This is a genomic window from Candidatus Nitrosopumilus sp. bin_6a, assembly GCF_054095695.1.
On the sequence record NZ_JBSWSR010000007.1, the window covers coordinates 40148 to 58062 of the forward strand.

Below are 17915 nucleotides of genomic sequence, written 5' to 3' on the forward strand. Positions count from 1 at the left end.
TAAAAACGTATTCAAAAGTAAATGATAATTAAAGAAAAAAAATCACAGAACATATTGAAAGTTAATTGTGATAAAGAAGGAATCAAAGTAGCTTCTGAGATAATCAATAATGGAGGAATTGTAGTATTTCCTACAGATACAGTTTATGGGATAGGTTGTGATCCATACAATAAGACAGCTGTAGAAAAAATATACAAAATAAAATCTCGAAATATTTCAAAATCTCTTCCAGTTTTAACATATTCAAAAGAAACAGCCAAGAAAATTGTTCAATTTAATGAATTTGCAGAAAAAATTGTCGACAAATTTTGGCCAGGGCCACTAACGATAATTTTGAAAATTAGAGATGAAAAAATTAAAGAGTCATTAAACTTGAAAGATAAAATTGCAATTAGAGTTCCCAATAATAAATGCACATTGGAATTATTGGAAAAATGTAATTTTCTTGTTGGAACTAGTGCAAATGTTTCAGGAAATTCATCATATACAAATCCAGAAGAGTGTTTGCAGAATTTAGAAGGATATGACGTGTTTGTAGATGGAGGAGTAATTTCAGGAAAAGGAGAATCAACAATTATTGAAATTGAAAATAATGAAATCAAAATTATCCGGGAAGGTTCTTTAAGCAAAGATGAAATTTTACATGTATGAATCTGATTATTACATGCCCTAGGCATCTTGAACCAGAAACAGAGGAAGAATTAAGAGAAATTTTAGAAGAATTTGGGGATTCAGATGTAAAGATTTCAATCACAAACATGTCAGGAATCTTGACAGCAGAGACACAACTTGATCCCATAGAAGTTGTAAGAAAAATCAAAGACATGCTTCTTGATGAGCCATGGAGTATCAGATACTGCAAAAGAATCATACCAATACAGAAAGTGATTGAATCAAAAATCGACCAAATAGAAAATAGCATATCAGAATTATCTAATCAAATTTTAGAAAATGAAACATATAGAATATCAATTGAAAAAAGAAATTCGGATTTATCAAGTAAGGAGATAATCACAAAAATTGCAGATAAAATAAAAAACAAAGTATCTCTTGAATTTCCTGACAAGGTGATACTAATAGAAATTTTAGGCAATAAAGCAGGTATTTCCATACTAAAAAAATCAGATATTCTAAGTACAGAAAAAACTAAACGAAGTATGTCAGAGTAATACTGCTGCTTTCTCTACTAAAATATCAGGTAGGGGGTTTTTTGAATAAATTGAATCGATGTGTTTTTTTGTTATTTTGAAATGTTTTTTGAGATAAGAATCATAATTTTTTGAGAATAAATTTACAGAAACAGGGAGCAGTTCACGATATAATGAATCCAGTGTTTTTTTATTTCCAATAGCAATTAAAATAAAATTAGAATTAGGTTTAATTCCAACATTTTTTATTGCATCAGAAATTTGTGTAGTTAAAGCAAATCGCATGAGAATATCAGTTTCAATTTTATTTGAAAGTAAAATATTATTTTTTTCAGATTCAATAGACAATGAAATTATTTTCTTGAAATGGTATGAATTTAAAATGTAATTGCTAGATACAGCTTGAAGTGAAATCTTAGGATATTTCTCCCTGAGTGAATCAATGAATTTTACATCAATTGATTTCTGTCCTTTGATTTCCATGGCCTGTATTTGTTTTTTAGAGAATTCAAAAGTAAATTTTTTTGATGCTCCACCATGGATAATTGGAATTATGCTAACGACATCATCATCTTTAATTTTTGTTAATTTTCCATCCATTGCAGAAGAATCAGCACCATTAATTGCTATTAACACGTTATCAGTATCAAGTTTAGGAGCACCTTCTGGTTTTAGTTCAGGTAGTAAATTGATTAATTCTTGAATAGTGATATCAGATTTATCAATTTTTAGATGTTCTGTAGAAAAAGATTTTTTTGCACCACCTACAAATTTTACAGTAAACATATCTATCTAATTTAAAATGTAGAAATAATATTTAATTTATTATTCAGTTGTTTCTTCATCAGTCTCAGAAGAAATTTCCTCAACAGTTGATTCGACATTCTCAGATGCTTCTACTGTTTCTTCAATTTCAGCATCTTCAGAGATTTCTATTTCAGAAGGTTCTTCAACTTGTTGTTCGATTTTTGAAGCTGCAATACGTGCTTGTTTAGCTTTTTCTTCACGAATCTCTTTTTTAATATATTTTGTAATATAACCTGCAATTTCATTTTTCAAGCCTTTTGAGCGGACTATAGAGATTTGATCTAATGCTTTTTTGTTTCCGGCAAAATCTTCACCAAATCTAGATTTGTGTCCATTTAGAACTTCATATGAAAGTCGTTTTATTCTATCCACTAAGCGTCAAAATACAGGGGGGTATTTTATACCTATATTCCAAGAAATGAATTTGAATTTTTTTCAAGTAATGAGGCCATTTCGTTAAATGATTTACCTAGAACTTTTGAAGCACAGAAAATTACACTTGGAATAAAGCTAATTTGTCCAGATTTCATTTCAAAACATCTTGAAAACCTCACAGGGCCATCAGTTTCAACAAGGATTTGAGATTCGTCAGTTTTTGATAACAATGTTTGTTTGTCATTCGCATAAATCATCACAGGTCCATAAGATACAAAAAAACCCATATCCATAGCTCTTTGAAGTTGTTTTTTGCTGCCATCAAACCAATGTAGCAATGCATGTTTTGTGTCATATGAGGTCATCACTTGAAAAACATCATCTAGACTTTTTCTAGAATGAATTGAAACAGGTTTGTTGAATTTTTCAGCATAAGACAGTAACGTTTCAAATATTTGATTTTGTTTTTTGGCATCATCATTTTGATTTACGTATGTTGGGTCTAACCCAATTTCACCTATCCCCGATATACAATCATGCTTGTTTTCAATTAGATTTGAAATATTTTCAATTCCTTCATTTGCACATTCTGGATGAATTCCAATAAAAGGCAATACTAGATTACTTTTTTCTGCAAGCTCCAAAGTTTGTAATGAATTCTTGTAATCCATAGATACACAACAAGCTTTGATTTTCAAATATTCCATTTGTTTTAAGGTAAATTCCATATCAGAAACATAAGCTGGATCAGATAAATGAATATGAGAATCAAAATACCAAGTCATTTCTTTATCAATTCTTGAAATAGTCTGTATAAATCGATTCCTTAGTGATATTTTTTCACTCATTATCTTTTTTCGGAAAAAACCAAAACAAAATTCATGAAATCATCAGAATTAGGATTATCTGCAATGTATAGAATTCTCAAGAAAGCAGGAGCGGAAAGAGTCAGTGATGAATCAGCAGATGAGTTAAGAAGAGTCATAGAAGAAATAGCAGACAGTATTGCTAAAAGTGCAGTTGATATGGCCTCGCATGCTAGTAGAAAGACTGTAAAAGGTGAGGATGTAAAATTGGCTTCAAAGCCATTTAGTAAATTCTAATCTAAAGAGTTTAATTATTCATTTTGTGTTTTTTAAAACGGTACTCTGGCAGAACGGTTATGCGTGAGCCTGCAAAGCTTATACAAGGGGGTTCGACTCCCTCGGGTACCTTATTCTACTATAACTTGACCTTTCATCCAAGGATGGAGAGTGCAAAAATAATCAAATGTGCCAACATCATCAAATGTCAGAGTGTATGATTCAAAAGGATCCATATGACCGCTATCAAATAATTCTGTAGGATCACCATAAAAGCCCGAAGTCACACTGTGAAATGCTGAATCTTGATTTACCCATGTAACTTGTTTTCCTGAATCAATTACAATTACAGAAGGAATGTAACATCTATCAGTTTCTTCACATCCTGGACGGGACACTTTTGTAGGCATTATAACATCACCTTTGACAACCAATTCTTGTTCGCTAGAATTTGTTTCAAATGTAGTATTAGAGAGAATCAATCCAATTATTACAAGAATAATTACGACAATGGTCCCAATTATTGACAATATTTTTAGCAAATCACATTACATCCTTAACGTAGTTATTACATAATTACCAAATTCTCTAAATATATAGGATATTAGAAGACACAAATGTCTCAAAACAGAAACGGACTACTGGAATACATACCAGGTTCACATACGTTACTAGTTCAGAAAAATTCTAGTCAGCCTTTAGAAGGATTTACAGAAAATATTCGAGAGAGTATACAAGAGTATGCTGAAAATTCTAAGAGTGAAGTAGAGAAAGGAAATAATTTTCTTCAATGGATCTTAACAAGAGTTTTCGAGGCTACAGAGGATGATGCTGCAGACGCAATTGTGGATGGAGCAAATGACCTTGGGATTGACGCGTATCTTCCAGTGGATTTTTCAGATAATACAATTAGATTATTTCAATCAAAATATGGCACATCACATTCGTTGGAAGCAATAGCAAAATTCAAAGAAGATGCTAAAAGATTACTTGCAAAAGATGTAGTTAAAATGAGACCAGAGCTTGCTCAGTTGGTTACAAAAATAAAAGAAAAAAAGCTCAAAATAAAATGCTGCTATGTAACAGATCAGGAAGTAGATTATCAAGATGAAATAGTAGAAATTATTGATCAAAAAGTAATAATTCAAAAATTATGGGACAGGATAAAAAAACCCGCAGAAGGTAAAAAATCATCAATAAAATTAGAGAGAATGTTAAGGCATGAGAATACAATTTTAGGAATTTTAAAGCTGCGTGAACTTACTGAATTTGTAAGCAAAAATAGAGATTATGTTTTTGAATCAAACATCAGGCAATGGATGCAATTTAAGACTACAGTAAACAAAGGATTGAGAGAAACACTACAAAGTAATCCAGGTAAATTTTTCTTTTACAATAACGGAATTACTATTGTAGTAAGTGATTTTTCAGAATTGGGGGAAAACATAATCGAGCTTCATGCACCACAAATTGTAAATGGTGCACAGACATCAAATTCCATTCTTGATCATTCTAAGAGAACAAAGAATATGGATGGTTCAATGACAGTAACAATAATCAAAGCTGATGATGAACAAGAGCAAAACAATATTACAAAATATAGAAATTCACAAAATTCGGTTAGAGGAAAAGATTTAGTTTCATTAATGGATTTTCATAAATCGATAAAATCTCAATTAAAAAATTGTGGTTATTTTTATGAGATTCAAGCAGGTTCTTTTGATACAAAAACTAAATCAAAACAATCTGAATATGAAGGAGATTCAATATACAACAATTATCTTCCAGATAATCACAAGAAAGTAATCGTTGCCAAGGATGCAATACAATCACTAGTTGCAGGAATTGAACAAAGACCAACTGAAGCATATAGTTCTCCAGCTCAGTTTCTTCCAAGAGGAAGTAAATATGATGATGTTTTCAATGACAATCTAAAAGATGATTACAGAATTTTGTTATACCCATATCTTGTAAAAGAATTTGCAAAAAAATCACTAAAATATGGAAAACAGGGAGGCCATAAAACAAAAAGATATGCAACATTGTTTTTTGTTGCAGTTTATTTCAGAATTCTTCATAAAAAAATTCTTGAATCAAAGGGAGATTTTAAAGGAGACGTGAGGAAGCTGGAGCCGATATTTCGCAGTTTTAAACTTAATTCCAGAATTTTGAAGATAGCAGATGTAGTGGTGACTAAATTTCTTGAAGATACAGTTGTTGATGACGAAATAGAATTAGCAAACACCAAGCATAATTTCTTCTCTCAGCATGTTTGGAATGATTCAATGCTCAGAGTAATTGATAAGAAAATCAGACAAGAAGAGGATGAAATTTTAGCATTGAAAAAACTTGCAAACAATTTATTTTAATTTCAAAGGTAGTAGTCCAACCAAGTAAAAATCTTGCAGGAGGTTTACATTGGCCAGACTGCCTACCTAAATTCAGTATAAACCAGTAATATTTAACATAATTTTTCTGGAGACTGTTTGTTCTAGAATGTTTTTTATATTGATTAAAAAGAGCTAAAGCACTTTGGGTAAAAAAGAAAAATGTGTAATTTGTAGTGAAATTGTAGGATTTCGTTTTAAGGGAATGGATGAATGGGGAATAGATGGCACATTATGTGGTAAATGTTATTCAAAAAAAGTAGATGAGCATTATCCCGGAGATCATATCAGAGTAAACAAGCATTTAGACTGATTTTATTTTGTTTTTGAAAATTTATTTGTATTAATACAATTCCAAACAAGAGGATCACTTTTTAGATCTTTTTCTTCCAGAAATTTAATGTCAGTTATTGTTTTTTTCTTTTTTAGTAAATTAACCTGAAAACTAGAGAACTTTTTGCAAGAACATTTGTTAAAAAGACAAACATCGTCATCCCCTTCATCGTGATCTTGAGCTTCATGACTACATTGACATACTGCATCTTTCTTTACATCTTCAAGAGATTTTTTTGCATATACTCCTAATCTAAGATATGCTTCTCCACCGTGACCTTTTTTGAATCGTTCATAGTTTTCAGACTTTGGCAATTCTTTGAAAAAGGCCAAGTTCGTATCGGGTTTTTGAGAGTCTGCACCCATGATGAACCAATAGTTCTCATCGATCTCTAAAAAGCGAATTTTAATTGATGGATCTACCCATGAATGAATAGTGTCGTGCCAAAGGGAAGCTGCCTCTTTTCTTTCAGTAAACAGTGGAACCACATTCATCCTTAGATCATAATACCGATAAGCAACACCTACAAAATCATCAAACCAAGGAATAGATGATTGTGAAGACATTGGACAAAAATTAGGCCAGAGTCTATTTATCTGATCTGAATTAATGGTAATACCCTTATATCAGAGTTTGAGAATTAGTTACGTATGACTTCCTATAGAACCAGTATGCAAATTGTCGCAGATTTACTAACTGCCACTCAACAGTCTGGTCAAGAAGGCATCAAAACAACCTCACTTCTTACAAAGGCAAATTTATCACATTCAAGATTATCAAAATTCTTGGAAAATTTGACAGGTGCAGGTCTCATCAACAAAATAGAATTTGATGGCAAGAATACCTTTGTTATCACTTCAAAAGGCAGACAATACTTGGATTCTTACGTAAACTTTTCAAGTATTGCTGAATCATTTGGTTTGGAACTTTAAGATTATTTTCTAGATCTTCGTTTTGCATTAGCTGCTTGCCTTTCTTTTCTTTCTTTGTAAGAGCTGTAAAGAACAATTACAATTATTCCTACAATTGCAGCCCACATTAAAGGAAACAAAGGAGGATCCCGAAGTTCGCCAGTAGATGGTTCAAAAAATGCTATTGGAATTGTTACAACCATAAAAATCAAAATTACTAGCAGGTATTTGTCCATGAAACAATTGTTTTACAAAACCATATATCTTTTTGATTTATGAAGATAAGCAGATAGAAAAATGGCCAAATTGTTGGAGATATTAGGAATAGTTCTTGTAGCAATTATGTCATTAGGATTCATGGGATTACTCCAACCAACTATTAATGCTGGATTGTCACCATTATTCTGGGGCTGTGCAGGTGCAACATTGATGATAATCATTTACAGAAAAATGAAAAACAAACAAGAGGAAAAGGAAAATTAGAATTTGTTAGTGTTTGATCAATTATCAATCAACCGACAGATCTATAAAGGACAATTTCAGGTAAACTATGAGGGGAACATATGACAGATCAAATAAAACAATGGTGGGAAGGTTTAGGAAAAGATCTAGAGACAGATATTGAAACCTTCAATGAATCAAACTAACAATTATCTAGCAATTTTTAAAAATTTTACAGAGCCTTGAACGGGGTACGAACCCGCGACCTAACGCTTACGAGGCGTTCGCTCTACCAGGCTGAGCTACCAAGGCACGTTTGGATAAATCCATCAGAGTTAATAAAAAGCCTTTCCGAAATGGACTAAATGAAAAAAACAATTTCTGGAATTAGGGGAATTTTTGGAGATGATCTTAACCTAAAAAATGTACTAGAATTTTGCAATAATTTTTCATCATTAATTGAATCTAAGAAATGTGTCATTGGAAAAGATACAAGGCCATCAGGTCAAATGATAAAAGAAACTGCAAGTGCAGTGCTATTAAAAAACGGAATAGATGTTTTTGATTTACAGACAGCGCCAACACCAGTAATTTTTCGAGAATCAAGAAATTATGGTGCAGGAATAGTAGTCTCTTCATCACACAATCCGTTGGAATGGAATGGGATGAAATTCATCATCGATGGAAGGGGAATTAATGAGCAAGAACTTCCTAAAATAATCGAGCATCAAGATATTGTAAAAAGAAAGATAGGAATCGAGAGTGAAATATCAACATCCTATATCGAAGACGCAAAAAAAATCATAGGGAATATAGAAAATAATCCAGAAATAGTTGTTGATATTGGGGGCGGAGCAGCCAAGGGATTCGCTCCAGAATTGCTAAAAGAAATAGGCTGTAGTGTTGAAATACTTAACGAAGACCTTTCTGGATGTACCAGAGGTCCTGATCCAACATCAGATAATTTATCAGACTTGATTTCCTCAAGTAACAAAAAAGATATTGGATTTGCATTTGATTTGGATGGAGATCGATTAGTTGTTGTAAGAAATGGTGAAAAACAAACACCAGATGTTACACTTGGTTTAGGTGTAGCAAAATCACTAGAGTTAGGTTACAAAAAGTTTGTTCTAAGTATTGATACAAGTGTATCGGTTGAAAAATTCATCAAAGAAAAAGGAGGAACCGTTCAAAGATCAAAAGTCGGAGAGGCAAATGTAATAGATCTGATGTTGAAAAATAATGCACAAGCTGGAGGGGAAGGAAGTAGTGGAGGTTTTATTTTACCAGAATTCAATTATTGTAGAGAAGGAATTCTAACTAGCGGTTTGATTGCATCAATGTTAGGAACTACAGAATTTAATGAAGTTTTGAATTACATGGAAAGTTATCATCAAATAAGAGACAAGACGGAAATTAATTCAGATTTTCATGACAAGGTAATTAATGAAATAAAATCAAAATTTTCTAAAGAATATTCAGAAATAATTTCATTAGATGGAATCAAAGGAATTATTGATGAAGATAGTTGGGTGTTAATCAGAAAATCAAATACAGAAGACATCATTAGAGTTTCAGCAGAATCAAATAATGTAGAAAAATGTAAAAAAATTGTCAAGGATACAATGGAATTAGTGAATCAAAGTTATGAAAAAATTAGATGAATCTGAAATAATCAAAATTTTTCAGAAAGGATTTGGCAAGAAAGACAGTGAATCAGAAGATGTAGAGATTTTTCATCTAGGCAGGAACAAAATTGTTGCAAAAACAGATACTCTAGTAGAAAGCACAGACATCCCATCTAAAATGAAATTATCAGATGCTTCAAGGAAAAGTGTTGTAGCATGTGTAAGTGATTTTGCTGCAAAGGGAGTCAAACCCAGATATGGAATGATTTCAATTAATCTGCCAAAGACAATTTCACGCTCAAAAATTAATGCAATTGTTTCAGGTTTTAAAAAAGCATGTGGAGAATTTGATATCTCTATTATTGGTGGAGATACAAATGGAGGAAAAGAAATTGTGTTAAACGTATGTCTTTTTGGAACAACAGATAAAATTGTCACTAGAGAAGGTTCAAAAAAAGGAGATCTGATATTTGTAACAGGGCCGTTTGGATATACATCTGCAGGGTTGGCCATGTTGCTTGGTAAGAAAAAAGGAAAAAGAGTTTTTATCAAAAAAGCTATTGAATCAGTAATAAAGCCAAATCCAAAACTCAATTTTGGAATAAAAAATAAAAAATATTTTTCATCATCAATGGATTCAAGTGATGGATTATCTACAACATTAAATGAAATGTCAAATCAGAGCAAAAATAAATTCATCATAAATAAAATTCCATCCTCAAAAGATTTGGAAGATCATGCAAAATCTTACAAATTGAGTTTGCATAACATGGTGTTCAACGGAGGAGAGGAATACGAATTTGTATTCACTGCATCCCCTAAATATAAAAAAATCATTGAAAGAAATGCCGTAATCTCAAAAACAAAAATTATAGAAATTGGTTATGTTACTTCAGGAAGAGGAGTTCATATTGAAAAAAATAACAAACTGACTCGCCTAAAAGATGCAGGTTGGAAGCATTTTTGAAAACTATTCACCAGAAGAAAAATCTCTTTCAACATTATTTACAATGCTAAAGATTGATTCTGCAGATAATTTGTCAACACATTGCGTAATCCATAATTCGTCTAGATACATCAAGCGTTTAAAATCATCAACAGGTAGTTCATCAGGATTTGAATCAGGATACATTGAATGAATTCTATATCCTTCATTGGCAATTTGTTGGCAGTCTTTTTCTAAAGGAGAAAGGCCAGAATCGGCGATCGGTGTCAAAAATTCAATTGCGACTGAGCCCACTAGAGCAGTTGCAATTGCAATACCAATTGCCAAGAATAGAATTGAAGCCATTTAATGCAAAAAGAGGAGGTGCTGTATATGAATAGTCATTATTTTACAGCCAAGTGGCCCAAAATAAGGCAAGTTTTGAAAATCAATGTATTTTAAACCCTTTAAGGCGTGAATATTCATTGTCAGAAATCGAAGCTGAGGTAGAAGAAGTTGAAGAAACTGAAGCAGTAGTTGAAGAAGAATCACAAACTATTGAAGAATCAAAGCCTCAACCAGAAACAAAAAAAGAAGGACCTGAAAAATGGGGAATTGCCCATATTTACAGCAGTTATAATAATACAATTATCCACATGACCGACCTTACAGGTGGTGAAACAGTTTCCATCAGTTCTGGTGGAATTCACGTTAATGCAGATAGATACGAATCATCACCATTTGCTGCAATGAAAGCTGCAAATGCAGTAATCGAATCTGCAAAAACTAAAGGATTTACAGGATTCCATATCAGAGTTCGTGCTGTTGGTGGCGTCGGTTCCAGAGTACCTGGTCCAGGTGCACAAGCTGCAATTAGAGCATTAGCAAGAGGCGGATTTAAAATTGGAAGAATTGATGATGTAACACCTATTCCTCATGATACCACCAGAAAGAAAGGTGGAAAAAGAGGAAGAAGAGTCTAGTCAGATATTTTTATTTTAACTTCACAGCCTTTAGAAATAAAATAATCTGCAATAAATTTTGCAAATTTTTCTGCTTGATCATTTGCTTGATATTTTATTATCATGTCAGAGAATTTTTCTTCTATACCATTTCGTAAATTTGGTTTAAAGGCCATTTTAAAAAATGTCCATCCAAACTTTGATGAAGGTTCACTCAGAGCATATCCGTTGTAACCACCTACAAGAGTTTCCATATGAGACATTGCTTTTTTAATTAAAAACAAATCATTGTCATAATTTTTTGTTCCTATTTCTAAAACAAGATCCATTACTCATCACCATCATTAGATGATTGATTGCTAAGTTTATCACTTAAAGATACAAACTTTCCATCCTGTTCGATATTGATTTTTGTTGCCATCCTTACATTCAGTCCAACTGATCTAAACAATGTCAGTAGTTTTCCTCCATCAATACTTTCATTAATTTCACCAGTTTTTATCAATTCAGATAATTTTTCTACAATCATTTTAGTTTCATTTGGAAATTGAGATTCGGCATTTTCTAAAACTTCTAAACCTCTAAACCCAAGTATTTTGATTAAAGAATCTCGAGGACTTTCAGAAACTGTTTTTTTCTGTGGTTCTGAATTAGATGAAACTTCTTTTTTTGTAGAAATGTTTTTCTGCATTTCAGCAAGTCGTTTTGCCTTTAATCTTTCAAGTTCAGAATCTTCTTCGCTCAACCTTTTATCACACCAATAGGCACTAATTTTGCAACTTTTGTGGCAATACCCAGATTATGAGATACATTGACTACAGCATCAACATCTTTGTAAGCTTGAGGAGTTTCTTCCACAACTCCATCTCGGGTTAATGCTTTGATAAATATGCCCTTCTCATTGAGGGATTTTTTTACATCATTCTCAGAATAATTCTTTCTAGCTTTAGATCTGGACATGGTTCTGCCTGCACCGTGAGCAGTAGAACCAAAACTCAAGTTCATGGAATTTGGCTGTCCAAGTAGAATCCAGCTTGCTGTCCCCATAGAACCTGGAACCAATACAGGCTGGCCTAAATCTCGATATTTTGATGGGATTTCATTACGATTTGCAGGAAATGCTCGTGTTGCTCCCTTTCTGTGAACAACTAGATTACGATCTTTTCCATCAACTTTGTGTTTTTCTACTTTGGCAATATTATGTGCAACATCATAAACTAATTTCATATCAAGATCAGATTCAGATTGATTAAACACACGTTGAAATGAATTTCTAGTCCAATGAGTCAGCATTTGTCTATTACTCCATGCAAAATTTAATGCTGAAAACATTGCTTTTCTATAAGATTCTCCTTCTTCAGAATTATTTGGAACACATGCAAGTTCTCGATCTGGTAAAGTAATATTGTATTTTTCCATTGCTTGTTCAGATACTCTAAGATAATCACTACATACTTGATGACCAAATCCTCTAGAACCACAATGAATTAAAGTTGTAATGGTTCCTACTTCAATCCCCATTCTCTTTGCTGCTTCCTCGTCATGTATCTCTGTAACTTTTTGTACTTCAAGAAAATGATTTCCAGAACCTAAACTGCCAAGTTGTGGAGCTCCTCTTTTTCTTGCTTTATCAGAAACTTTGTTTGGATCAGCGTTTTGAATCTGTCCATTTTCTTCACAAACATCAGCATCATGAGATGAGCCATAACCATGATCAATTGCCCAATTGACTCCTTTTACTAAAACTTCATCTAGTTCTGAATGAGTTAATTTTACGGCACCTTTAGATCCAACACCAGATGGAATAGAGCTAAAAAGATCAGTGACGAGTTCTTTTAGTTTTGAACGGACTAGATCTTCTGTTAAATTTGAACGAAGTAATCTAACTCCACAGTTAATATCATATCCTACACCGCCAGGACTAATCATTCCTTCTTCTGCATCCATAGCTGCCACTCCACCAACAGGAAAACCATAACCTTCGTGTCCATCAGGTAAAACAACACTATGACCGACTATACCAGGAATAGAAGCCACATTTCGTGCCTGCATGATTGTTCTATCAGACAACATTTTTTGCATCAATGCTTCATCAGCATAAATCCTCACAGGAACTTTCATTCCAAGGTTTGAATCAGCATCAATTTGATACTGATTTTCTCCAATTTTTCTTGGTTCAGCCGAAGACATGAGTATCGGTAAAAATTCCTTTCAATCCAATTTAAATCATCAGAAGAATCATGAAATAAAACAAAAAGTTTTCATAAAAAAGATGTTACCAAATATGAAATTGATGATCTAATTTATCTATGATTAGACTGTTTCATTATTTGTGGTAAGAAAACAATTAACAGAAGAAGAAATTGAAAAACAAAAAGAAGAACAGAAAATAAGAGCAAAAGCTTCTCGTGCTGCTAGAAGAAGTGGAAAAAGCATGAAAACTGAAGGTAAAGTAAGTAAATCATCAGCAAAAACAAAAGAAGCCAGATCATCTAAAAAAATTGCAGCAGTTAAGAAACAAACTAGAAGTTAGATGCAATATTTTAGCAGATGAATTTTTAATTTATTTATTCATAATCAGATTCTAACGCATTAGAGTTCGTTTGTACATTTTTCTACTCATAAAAATAATGAATATGCCGATTCCAATTTCAACTAGTGTAATTAATAATGCTGCAGAGAAAACATCCAACATTCCAGTCATCAGTGCATTGGCTGAGCTATTTGTCAATTCATGAATTTCACTTCCGGTGTATTCGAATCCAAATGAATTCATTCCAATAATTGTGTAGATATACCACATTGTTGTTGTATCTATAGGTCCAAGATCTACAAGCATTGGAATTCCAGCACTTCCAATTCCACCTAGACTGCTCATGACACCGGTCATTAGTAAATAAGATACGGAAGAAACAAAAATTATTGCAAAGGCAATCAAAAAAATTCCAAAGAACAAAGGGAAAAGGTAAACTATTTTTGCTTTAGTTTGGTAAGATTTTTCTTTTTTAAATTTCAACGTTTTTGATTTGCTTTTTTTTGGTTTATCTTTAACACCAGTATTTTTAACATCTGTTGTTTCTTTGACATCTGTTGTTTCTTCTATAATCTCAGGAATCACATGTCTACTTTTTTTCCAATTGCATTGAGAACAATAGCTAAGATCATCTGAAAGAGAAGCCTTGCATCTTTGACATTGTGGAGTTTTCATAAAACCAATCTCAAAATTATCTTACATCAATGCCAGTATGTAATATTGTTTAATTACTGATAGTTGAGACTAAACATGAAAAATTGTTCTCAAAATTGGAGTATTCAAATTTTCTGTCTTTTGGACAGATAAAATTTCATTTCTAATTTAATCAGATTATTTCACAATAAGCACAGGTTTCTTGGATTTATGAAGTACATAGTTCGATGTACTTCCTAAGAAAAATTCTTTTGCTGCACCCATACCTCTAGAACCAATTACGATCAGATCAAAGTTTTGTTTATCTGCAATTTCAACAATTCTCTTTCCATCATCTCCATAGGAAACTCTATCAAAGAACAAAATTACTTTTTGTGCAGCTTTTGTCTTTGCTTTTTTCATAATTTTTTGTGCATGCCCCAACAAAATTTTCTCTAAGGGAGTAATAGGATCATTTGTTTTAGGTTTTACAATTCCTGCCACATAAAGACCAGTGATGGCAGCATTTGATTCTCTTGCCATTTGAATTGCAGCATCTAATCCCCTAAAGGAGTTAGAAGAACCATCTAAAGGTACGAGTATTTTTTTAATTTGAAACGCCATAATATATCCAACCAGTTGTTTAATTTAAAGCCGATTGATGTTATCTTTGATGATTTTCAGTTTTGATATTCTAGAAGACTATAAAATATAGACTCAGTCATAATAAATCAGTAAAATGACAGATGCAAAAACAATCACTATTGGTGATGTGATGACAAAATCGGTGATTTCTGTTGATGCAACATTAACGATAAATGAAACTGCAAAGATGATGGAAGACGGAAAAGTCGGCGCAGTAATTGTGATGGAAAACAACATACCAGTAGGAATTGTCACAGATAGAGACTTTTCAATAAAAGTGGCAGCCCATGCATATCAAATTACAGAACCTGTAAAACAAATCATGTCATCTCCACTATTCTCAATCAACTCAGATGAACCAGTAAGAGATGCAGCAGATTTGATGCATGAAAGAAAAATAAGAAAATTACCAGTCATCAATAATGGAAAAGTAGTAGGAATAATCACTGCAACGGATATTGTTAACCTGTTAGCAGTATCTGTAGAAGAAGATATGAGAGATATGTATTTTCACTCTGTGGCAAAAATTTATACAAATTATAGTCCATATAATTAGAAATCATGGTATTACCAATTCTTGTTCTAGTAGCAATCCCCGTATTTCTTGGAATTGTCTATATGCCACCATTTGATATGCCTGTAGAAGAAGAACCGAAAGAAATTCCAGATGCTCCTGATGTGAGTATTTTATATTATATTTTAATGGGGATTTGGACATTGTATCTGATTAAAATTCTTCTTCAAGTGAAAAGAAAAACTTTCAAGGTAACACAAAGGTATTGAAATGAATACTGCACCCTATTGGAGAAAGAAAGTTTGCTCAGATTGTAAACGTATGAAATGTCAAAAAGGCTGTCTTTGTGATTGTCATGAACTAAGAGACCGAGTAGATTAAGTTCAGATTTGATGAGTAGATTTATTTTCGATGTATAAAGACCAAAAATATTGGCAATTCTACCTATTGATAACGGTCGTTACGGCACAAAAGAAATGATGGATATTTTCAGTGAACAAAAGAAAGTAGATTATCAATTAGAAATTGAAGGAGCTGCAGCCATCTCCCAAAGTGAAATAGGAATGATATCAAAAAGTATTGGAAAAGAAATCCACAGAGCTGCAACATCTGGAAAAATTACTGCAAAAAGAATCAAGCAGTTAGAAGCAAAAAGTGATCATGACACTGCAGCATTGGTAGAATCACTTAGTGAGAAATGTAGTAAAAATGCAAGACCTTGGATTCATTATGGTCTTACAAGTAATGATTTAGTAGATACCAGTAATTCAATGCAAATGAGGGATGCATTACAGATCATTGAGCCCAAAGTTGCAAAGATAGCATCAATCCTTGCAAGCAAAGCAGTAAAGCATGCAAAAATTCCAGCAGTTGGCAGAACACATGGTCAGCATGCAAGTATCATTTCATTTGGATTAAAGTTTGCAAATTGGGCTGCAGAAATGGCAAAGCATGTAGAACGAATTGAAGAGATTAAGAAAAGAATTTTGATTTGCAAGACATTAGGTGTTGTTGGTACAGGCTCACTCATGGGTGCAAGATCACTTGAAGTACAAAAAAGAGCTGCAAAGCGATTAAAACTATTTCCAGCAGAGGTAACAACACAAGTTGTACCTAGAGAGAGATACGCTGAATATGTATTTGAATTGGCATTAATTGGTGCAACCTTAGAAAAAATTGCCATAGAGATTAGGAATTTGCAAAGAACCGAAATTGGTGAAGTTGCAGAACAATTCAAAAAAGGTCAGATGGGAAGTAGTGCAGTTCCAGTGAAAAGAAATCCAATTAAGAGCGAACGAGTATCATCATTATCTAAACTTGTAAGGAGTCAAGTTGCAGTTGCATTTGAAAATATTCCATTGTGGCATGAACGAGATCTTTCAAATTCAGCCAATGAAAGATTTGTAATTCCAACTGTGTCCATTCTAGTTGATGAAATGCTAGAAACTATGACTAGAATTATTTCTAATTTGATGGTAAATGAAAAAAGAATTGTAGATAATCTTTACATCACAAAGGGACAAATCTTTGCAGAGTTTGTTTTAGAAGCATTAATCAAAAAAGGTATTCCAAGATTTGTTGCATATAGAGACGTTCAAAGAGTTGCATTTGAAGCAAATGATAAGGGAATATTTTACAAGGACGCTATCAAAAAGGATAAAGCATTCTCCTCAAAACTAACAGAGAAAGAAATCGATGCAATTTTCTCACCAGAAAAACACCTTGGTGCGTCACCTGTAATTATTAGTAATGTAGAGAAATCAGTAAAGAAAACAGTTCAGAAATTCATCTAGTTTTTAGCAAAGCCTTGTGAATTTTAGAGCCATACTGTAATGCTTTTTTCCGTTTTGTACAAGAGAGTTCAGGGACACCTATTTCGCTGGCTAATTTTCGAATAATGTGTTTGCGATATAGATCCTCAGAGTCATGAATTTTTTCAGACATTGGAACCGTTTTTGCATACTCGATGAATTTTGGTGACAGAAGAGGCTGAAGAATTTTTACGCCGAACTCAGATGCAATTAGATTGACTGCCTTCATCATTTTAAGTTCGTTATCTAATTTGGCAAGCATCAATTCATTGATTTGAGACTCTCCTCCAGAGAATGCTTCTCTGTATGCATTATATCCGCAAAACAATTCATCAATCCCATTTGCAGTTATTACTGTGTCTAGATCTAAAGAGTTTGCAAGTTTTGAGACGTAATGAAATGCAATACAATTCTCATTCCAAGACAAATTATCAGTTTTTATTTTTTGGTTGATTTTCAAAGAAACATTTGGAAAAGTATCTGGATCAATTTCTAAAACATGATGTTGATATTTTAGAAATTCATTAACATGTTTTGCAAACAAGATATCATGGGATTCAGAAAAACCGATTGTTAATAATGTCACATCAAATCCCATGTCTGAGCAAATTTTTGAAATTAATGTACTGTCAACTCCTCCGGAAAAAGCAATTCCTATTTTATTTACTTTGACAGTTTCAGAAATAGAGTTTTTGATATGTTCAAATAATTTTGTGTTCATTTCGTTCATATCTACATCTTATATCCCACAAAGGGTAATGAATCAATCTTTTAATTTA

General features: G+C 32.6%; 27 protein-coding genes and 1 tRNA gene. 14 read left to right on the forward strand and 14 right to left on the reverse strand.

The window, feature by feature from the left end:
- Positions 1-54: 54 nt before the first annotated feature.
- Positions 55-651 carry an L-threonylcarbamoyladenylate synthase gene (locus tag ACW9XA_RS08105; RefSeq protein WP_457763842.1) on the forward strand — a complete coding sequence of 199 codons (597 nt, stop codon included), beginning with the start codon at positions 55-57 and terminating at the stop codon, positions 649-651.
- Positions 648-1169 (forward strand): THUMP domain-containing protein, encoded by a 522-nt coding sequence (locus tag ACW9XA_RS08110; RefSeq protein ID WP_457763843.1) that lies wholly within the window; start codon positions 648-650, stop codon positions 1167-1169. The genes ACW9XA_RS08105 and ACW9XA_RS08110 overlap by 4 nt, the downstream gene beginning before the upstream one ends.
- Here the strand turns inward: ACW9XA_RS08110 and cgi121 are convergent.
- The 3 genes from cgi121 to ACW9XA_RS08125 are packed head-to-tail and all read right to left on the reverse strand — an operon-like array spanning position 1161 to position 3178.
- Positions 1161-1934 carry a KEOPS complex subunit Cgi121 gene (gene cgi121 / locus ACW9XA_RS08115; RefSeq protein WP_457763844.1) on the reverse strand — a complete coding sequence of 258 codons (774 nt, stop codon included), beginning with the start codon at positions 1932-1934 and terminating at the stop codon, positions 1161-1163. The genes ACW9XA_RS08110 and cgi121 overlap by 9 nt on opposite strands.
- A 39-nt stretch (positions 1935-1973) precedes the next feature.
- Positions 1974-2327 carry a hypothetical protein gene (locus ACW9XA_RS08120; RefSeq protein ID WP_457763845.1) on the reverse strand — a complete coding sequence of 118 codons (354 nt, stop codon included), beginning with the start codon at positions 2325-2327 and terminating at the stop codon, positions 1974-1976.
- A gap of 32 nt (positions 2328-2359) precedes the next feature.
- Positions 2360-3178, reverse strand: a complete 819-nt coding sequence (locus ACW9XA_RS08125; RefSeq protein ID WP_457763846.1) for a TatD family hydrolase — start codon at positions 3176-3178, stop codon at positions 2360-2362.
- 33 nt (positions 3179-3211) lie between these two features.
- On the opposite strand from ACW9XA_RS08125, the gene ACW9XA_RS08130 reads away from it, so the two are divergent.
- Positions 3212-3433, forward strand: coding sequence for a histone family protein (locus ACW9XA_RS08130; protein ID WP_457763847.1), 222 nt, complete (start codon positions 3212-3214; stop codon positions 3431-3433).
- A gap of 110 nt (positions 3434-3543) precedes the next feature.
- Here the strand turns inward: ACW9XA_RS08130 and ACW9XA_RS08135 are convergent, their stop codons facing one another.
- The gene (locus tag ACW9XA_RS08135; RefSeq protein ID WP_457763880.1) at positions 3544-3894 is read right to left on the reverse strand and encodes a cupredoxin domain-containing protein; all 351 of its coding nucleotides are present in this window, start codon (positions 3892-3894) and stop codon (positions 3544-3546) included.
- A 135-nt stretch (positions 3895-4029) separates the two neighbouring features.
- Here ACW9XA_RS08135 and ACW9XA_RS08140 point away from each other — a divergent pair, with 135 nt between their 5' ends.
- Together ACW9XA_RS08140 and ACW9XA_RS08145 are read left to right on the forward strand one after the other, a co-directional pair.
- Positions 4030-5781, forward strand: a complete 1752-nt coding sequence (locus ACW9XA_RS08140; protein ID WP_457763848.1) for an AIPR family protein — start codon at positions 4030-4032, stop codon at positions 5779-5781.
- Between the two features lie 163 nt (positions 5782-5944).
- Entirely contained in the window at positions 5945-6112 is a 168-nt protein-coding gene (locus tag ACW9XA_RS08145; RefSeq protein WP_457763849.1) for a hypothetical protein, read from the forward strand.
- Positions 6113-6114: 2 nt separating this feature from the next.
- Here ACW9XA_RS08145 and ACW9XA_RS08150 read toward each other — a convergent pair whose 3' ends face one another.
- Complete coding sequence (locus ACW9XA_RS08150; RefSeq protein ID WP_457763850.1) at positions 6115-6699, reverse strand: hypothetical protein; 585 nt, start codon at positions 6697-6699, stop codon at positions 6115-6117.
- 105 nt (positions 6700-6804) lie between these two features.
- Between ACW9XA_RS08150 and ACW9XA_RS08155 the strand changes: the two genes are divergently transcribed.
- Positions 6805-7065: a winged helix-turn-helix domain-containing protein gene (locus tag ACW9XA_RS08155; RefSeq protein WP_014965737.1), complete on the forward strand. Its 261-nt coding sequence runs from the start codon at positions 6805-6807 to the stop codon at positions 7063-7065.
- Positions 7066-7067: 2 nt separating this feature from the next.
- On the opposite strand, the gene ACW9XA_RS08160 is transcribed toward ACW9XA_RS08155, so the two are convergent.
- Positions 7068-7280 (reverse strand): hypothetical protein, encoded by a 213-nt coding sequence (locus ACW9XA_RS08160; RefSeq protein WP_457763851.1) that lies wholly within the window; start codon positions 7278-7280, stop codon positions 7068-7070.
- 61 nt (positions 7281-7341) lie between these two features.
- On the opposite strand from ACW9XA_RS08160, the gene ACW9XA_RS08165 reads away from it, so the two are divergent.
- Positions 7342-7527, forward strand: a complete 186-nt coding sequence (locus ACW9XA_RS08165; RefSeq protein ID WP_457763852.1) for a hypothetical protein — start codon at positions 7342-7344, stop codon at positions 7525-7527.
- Between the two features lie 196 nt (positions 7528-7723).
- Here the strand turns inward: ACW9XA_RS08165 and ACW9XA_RS08170 are convergent.
- Positions 7724-7797 (reverse strand) — tRNA-Thr (locus ACW9XA_RS08170).
- A gap of 53 nt (positions 7798-7850) precedes the next feature.
- On the opposite strand from ACW9XA_RS08170, the gene ACW9XA_RS08175 reads away from it, so the two are divergent.
- Both ACW9XA_RS08175 and thiL read left to right on the forward strand, forming a co-directional pair.
- Entirely contained in the window at positions 7851-9149 is a 1299-nt protein-coding gene (locus ACW9XA_RS08175; protein ID WP_457763853.1) for a phosphomannomutase, read from the forward strand.
- A complete protein-coding gene (gene thiL / locus ACW9XA_RS08180; RefSeq protein WP_457763854.1) occupies positions 9133-10080 on the forward strand; it encodes a thiamine-phosphate kinase in 948 nt (315 codons plus the stop codon). The genes ACW9XA_RS08175 and thiL overlap by 17 nt, the downstream gene beginning before the upstream one ends.
- Before the next feature lie 3 nt (positions 10081-10083).
- Here thiL and ACW9XA_RS08185 read toward each other — a convergent pair whose 3' ends face one another.
- Positions 10084-10404: a hypothetical protein gene (locus ACW9XA_RS08185; RefSeq protein ID WP_457763855.1), complete on the reverse strand. Its 321-nt coding sequence runs from the start codon at positions 10402-10404 to the stop codon at positions 10084-10086.
- A 119-nt stretch (positions 10405-10523) separates the two neighbouring features.
- Between ACW9XA_RS08185 and ACW9XA_RS08190 the strand changes: the two genes are divergently transcribed.
- The gene (locus tag ACW9XA_RS08190) at positions 10524-11021 is read left to right on the forward strand and encodes a 30S ribosomal protein S11 (protein ID WP_457763856.1); all 498 of its coding nucleotides are present in this window, start codon (positions 10524-10526) and stop codon (positions 11019-11021) included.
- Here ACW9XA_RS08190 and ACW9XA_RS08195 read toward each other — a convergent pair.
- From ACW9XA_RS08195 to ACW9XA_RS08205, 3 genes are read right to left on the reverse strand one after another with little or no spacing between them, the layout of a single operon-like run.
- On the reverse strand, positions 11018-11329 hold the full coding sequence (locus tag ACW9XA_RS08195) for a hypothetical protein (RefSeq protein WP_457763857.1): 312 nt from the start codon (positions 11327-11329) through the stop codon (positions 11018-11020). The genes ACW9XA_RS08190 and ACW9XA_RS08195 overlap by 4 nt on opposite strands.
- Positions 11329-11745, reverse strand: coding sequence for a DNA-binding protein (locus ACW9XA_RS08200; RefSeq protein WP_457763858.1), 417 nt, complete (start codon positions 11743-11745; stop codon positions 11329-11331). Before ACW9XA_RS08200 ends, ACW9XA_RS08195 begins: the two co-directional genes overlap by 1 nt.
- On the reverse strand, positions 11742-13190 hold the full coding sequence (locus ACW9XA_RS08205; RefSeq protein ID WP_457763859.1) for an RtcB family protein: 1449 nt from the start codon (positions 13188-13190) through the stop codon (positions 11742-11744). The genes ACW9XA_RS08200 and ACW9XA_RS08205 overlap by 4 nt, the downstream gene beginning before the upstream one ends.
- Positions 13191-13332: 142 nt before the next feature.
- On the opposite strand from ACW9XA_RS08205, the gene ACW9XA_RS08210 reads away from it, so the two are divergent.
- Positions 13333-13533, forward strand: a complete 201-nt coding sequence (locus tag ACW9XA_RS08210) for a hypothetical protein (protein WP_300323533.1) — start codon at positions 13333-13335, stop codon at positions 13531-13533.
- A 51-nt stretch (positions 13534-13584) separates the two neighbouring features.
- Here the strand turns inward: ACW9XA_RS08210 and ACW9XA_RS08215 are convergent, their stop codons facing one another.
- Both ACW9XA_RS08215 and ACW9XA_RS08220 read right to left on the reverse strand, forming a co-directional pair.
- The gene (locus tag ACW9XA_RS08215; RefSeq protein WP_457763860.1) at positions 13585-14208 is read right to left on the reverse strand and encodes a hypothetical protein; all 624 of its coding nucleotides are present in this window, start codon (positions 14206-14208) and stop codon (positions 13585-13587) included.
- A 156-nt stretch (positions 14209-14364) separates the two neighbouring features.
- Positions 14365-14790: a universal stress protein gene (locus ACW9XA_RS08220; RefSeq protein ID WP_457763861.1), complete on the reverse strand. Its 426-nt coding sequence runs from the start codon at positions 14788-14790 to the stop codon at positions 14365-14367.
- Positions 14791-14905: 115 nt separating this feature from the next.
- On the opposite strand from ACW9XA_RS08220, the gene ACW9XA_RS08225 reads away from it, so the two are divergent.
- The 3 genes from ACW9XA_RS08225 to purB all read left to right on the forward strand — a co-directional run bounded on the left by ACW9XA_RS08225 (position 14906) and on the right by purB (position 17118).
- The gene (locus ACW9XA_RS08225) at positions 14906-15367 is read left to right on the forward strand and encodes a CBS domain-containing protein (protein WP_457763862.1); all 462 of its coding nucleotides are present in this window, start codon (positions 14906-14908) and stop codon (positions 15365-15367) included.
- Between the two features lie 5 nt (positions 15368-15372).
- Positions 15373-15594 carry a hypothetical protein gene (locus tag ACW9XA_RS08230; RefSeq protein ID WP_457763863.1) on the forward strand — a complete coding sequence of 74 codons (222 nt, stop codon included), beginning with the start codon at positions 15373-15375 and terminating at the stop codon, positions 15592-15594.
- A 162-nt stretch (positions 15595-15756) separates the two neighbouring features.
- Positions 15757-17118, forward strand: coding sequence for an adenylosuccinate lyase (gene purB / locus ACW9XA_RS08235; RefSeq protein ID WP_457763864.1), 1362 nt, complete (start codon positions 15757-15759; stop codon positions 17116-17118).
- Here purB and ACW9XA_RS08240 read toward each other — a convergent pair.
- Positions 17111-17866: an asparagine synthase C-terminal domain-containing protein gene (locus tag ACW9XA_RS08240; protein ID WP_457763865.1), complete on the reverse strand. Its 756-nt coding sequence runs from the start codon at positions 17864-17866 to the stop codon at positions 17111-17113. The two genes, purB and ACW9XA_RS08240, sit on opposite strands and share 8 nt — an antisense overlap.
- Positions 17867-17915: the final 49 nt, after the last annotated feature.

Excerpts from the sequence above, each read along its gene's own strand:
- ACW9XA_RS08110 (WP_457763843.1), top strand. The coding sequence starts at position 648 with ATGAATCTGATTATTACATGCCCTAGGCATCTTGAACCAGAAACAGAG.
- cgi121 (WP_457763844.1), bottom strand. The coding sequence starts at position 1,934 with ATGTTTACTGTAAAATTTGTAGGTGGTGCAAAAAAATCTTTTTCTACA.
- ACW9XA_RS08125 (WP_457763846.1), bottom strand. The coding sequence starts at position 3,178 with ATGAGTGAAAAAATATCACTAAGGAATCGATTTATACAGACTATTTCA.
- ACW9XA_RS08130 (WP_457763847.1), top strand. The coding sequence starts at position 3,212 with ATGAAATCATCAGAATTAGGATTATCTGCAATGTATAGAATTCTCAAG.
- ACW9XA_RS08140 (WP_457763848.1), top strand. The coding sequence starts at position 4,030 with ATGTCTCAAAACAGAAACGGACTACTGGAATACATACCAGGTTCACAT.
- ACW9XA_RS08150 (WP_457763850.1), bottom strand. The coding sequence starts at position 6,699 with ATGTCTTCACAATCATCTATTCCTTGGTTTGATGATTTTGTAGGTGTT.
- ACW9XA_RS08155 (WP_014965737.1), top strand. The coding sequence starts at position 6,805 with ATGCAAATTGTCGCAGATTTACTAACTGCCACTCAACAGTCTGGTCAA.
- ACW9XA_RS08160 (WP_457763851.1), bottom strand. The coding sequence starts at position 7,280 with ATGGACAAATACCTGCTAGTAATTTTGATTTTTATGGTTGTAACAATT.
- ACW9XA_RS08165 (WP_457763852.1), top strand. The coding sequence starts at position 7,342 with ATGGCCAAATTGTTGGAGATATTAGGAATAGTTCTTGTAGCAATTATG.
- ACW9XA_RS08175 (WP_457763853.1), top strand. The coding sequence starts at position 7,851 with ATGAAAAAAACAATTTCTGGAATTAGGGGAATTTTTGGAGATGATCTT.
- thiL (WP_457763854.1), top strand. The coding sequence starts at position 9,133 with ATGAAAAAATTAGATGAATCTGAAATAATCAAAATTTTTCAGAAAGGA.
- ACW9XA_RS08185 (WP_457763855.1), bottom strand. The coding sequence starts at position 10,404 with ATGGCTTCAATTCTATTCTTGGCAATTGGTATTGCAATTGCAACTGCT.
- ACW9XA_RS08195 (WP_457763857.1), bottom strand. The coding sequence starts at position 11,329 with ATGGATCTTGTTTTAGAAATAGGAACAAAAAATTATGACAATGATTTG.
- ACW9XA_RS08205 (WP_457763859.1), bottom strand. The coding sequence starts at position 13,190 with ATGTCTTCGGCTGAACCAAGAAAAATTGGAGAAAATCAGTATCAAATT.
- ACW9XA_RS08215 (WP_457763860.1), bottom strand. The coding sequence starts at position 14,208 with ATGAAAACTCCACAATGTCAAAGATGCAAGGCTTCTCTTTCAGATGAT.
- ACW9XA_RS08220 (WP_457763861.1), bottom strand. The coding sequence starts at position 14,790 with ATGGCGTTTCAAATTAAAAAAATACTCGTACCTTTAGATGGTTCTTCT.
- ACW9XA_RS08225 (WP_457763862.1), top strand. The coding sequence starts at position 14,906 with ATGACAGATGCAAAAACAATCACTATTGGTGATGTGATGACAAAATCG.
- ACW9XA_RS08230 (WP_457763863.1), top strand. The coding sequence starts at position 15,373 with ATGGTATTACCAATTCTTGTTCTAGTAGCAATCCCCGTATTTCTTGGA.
- ACW9XA_RS08240 (WP_457763865.1), bottom strand. The coding sequence starts at position 17,866 with ATGAACGAAATGAACACAAAATTATTTGAACATATCAAAAACTCTATT.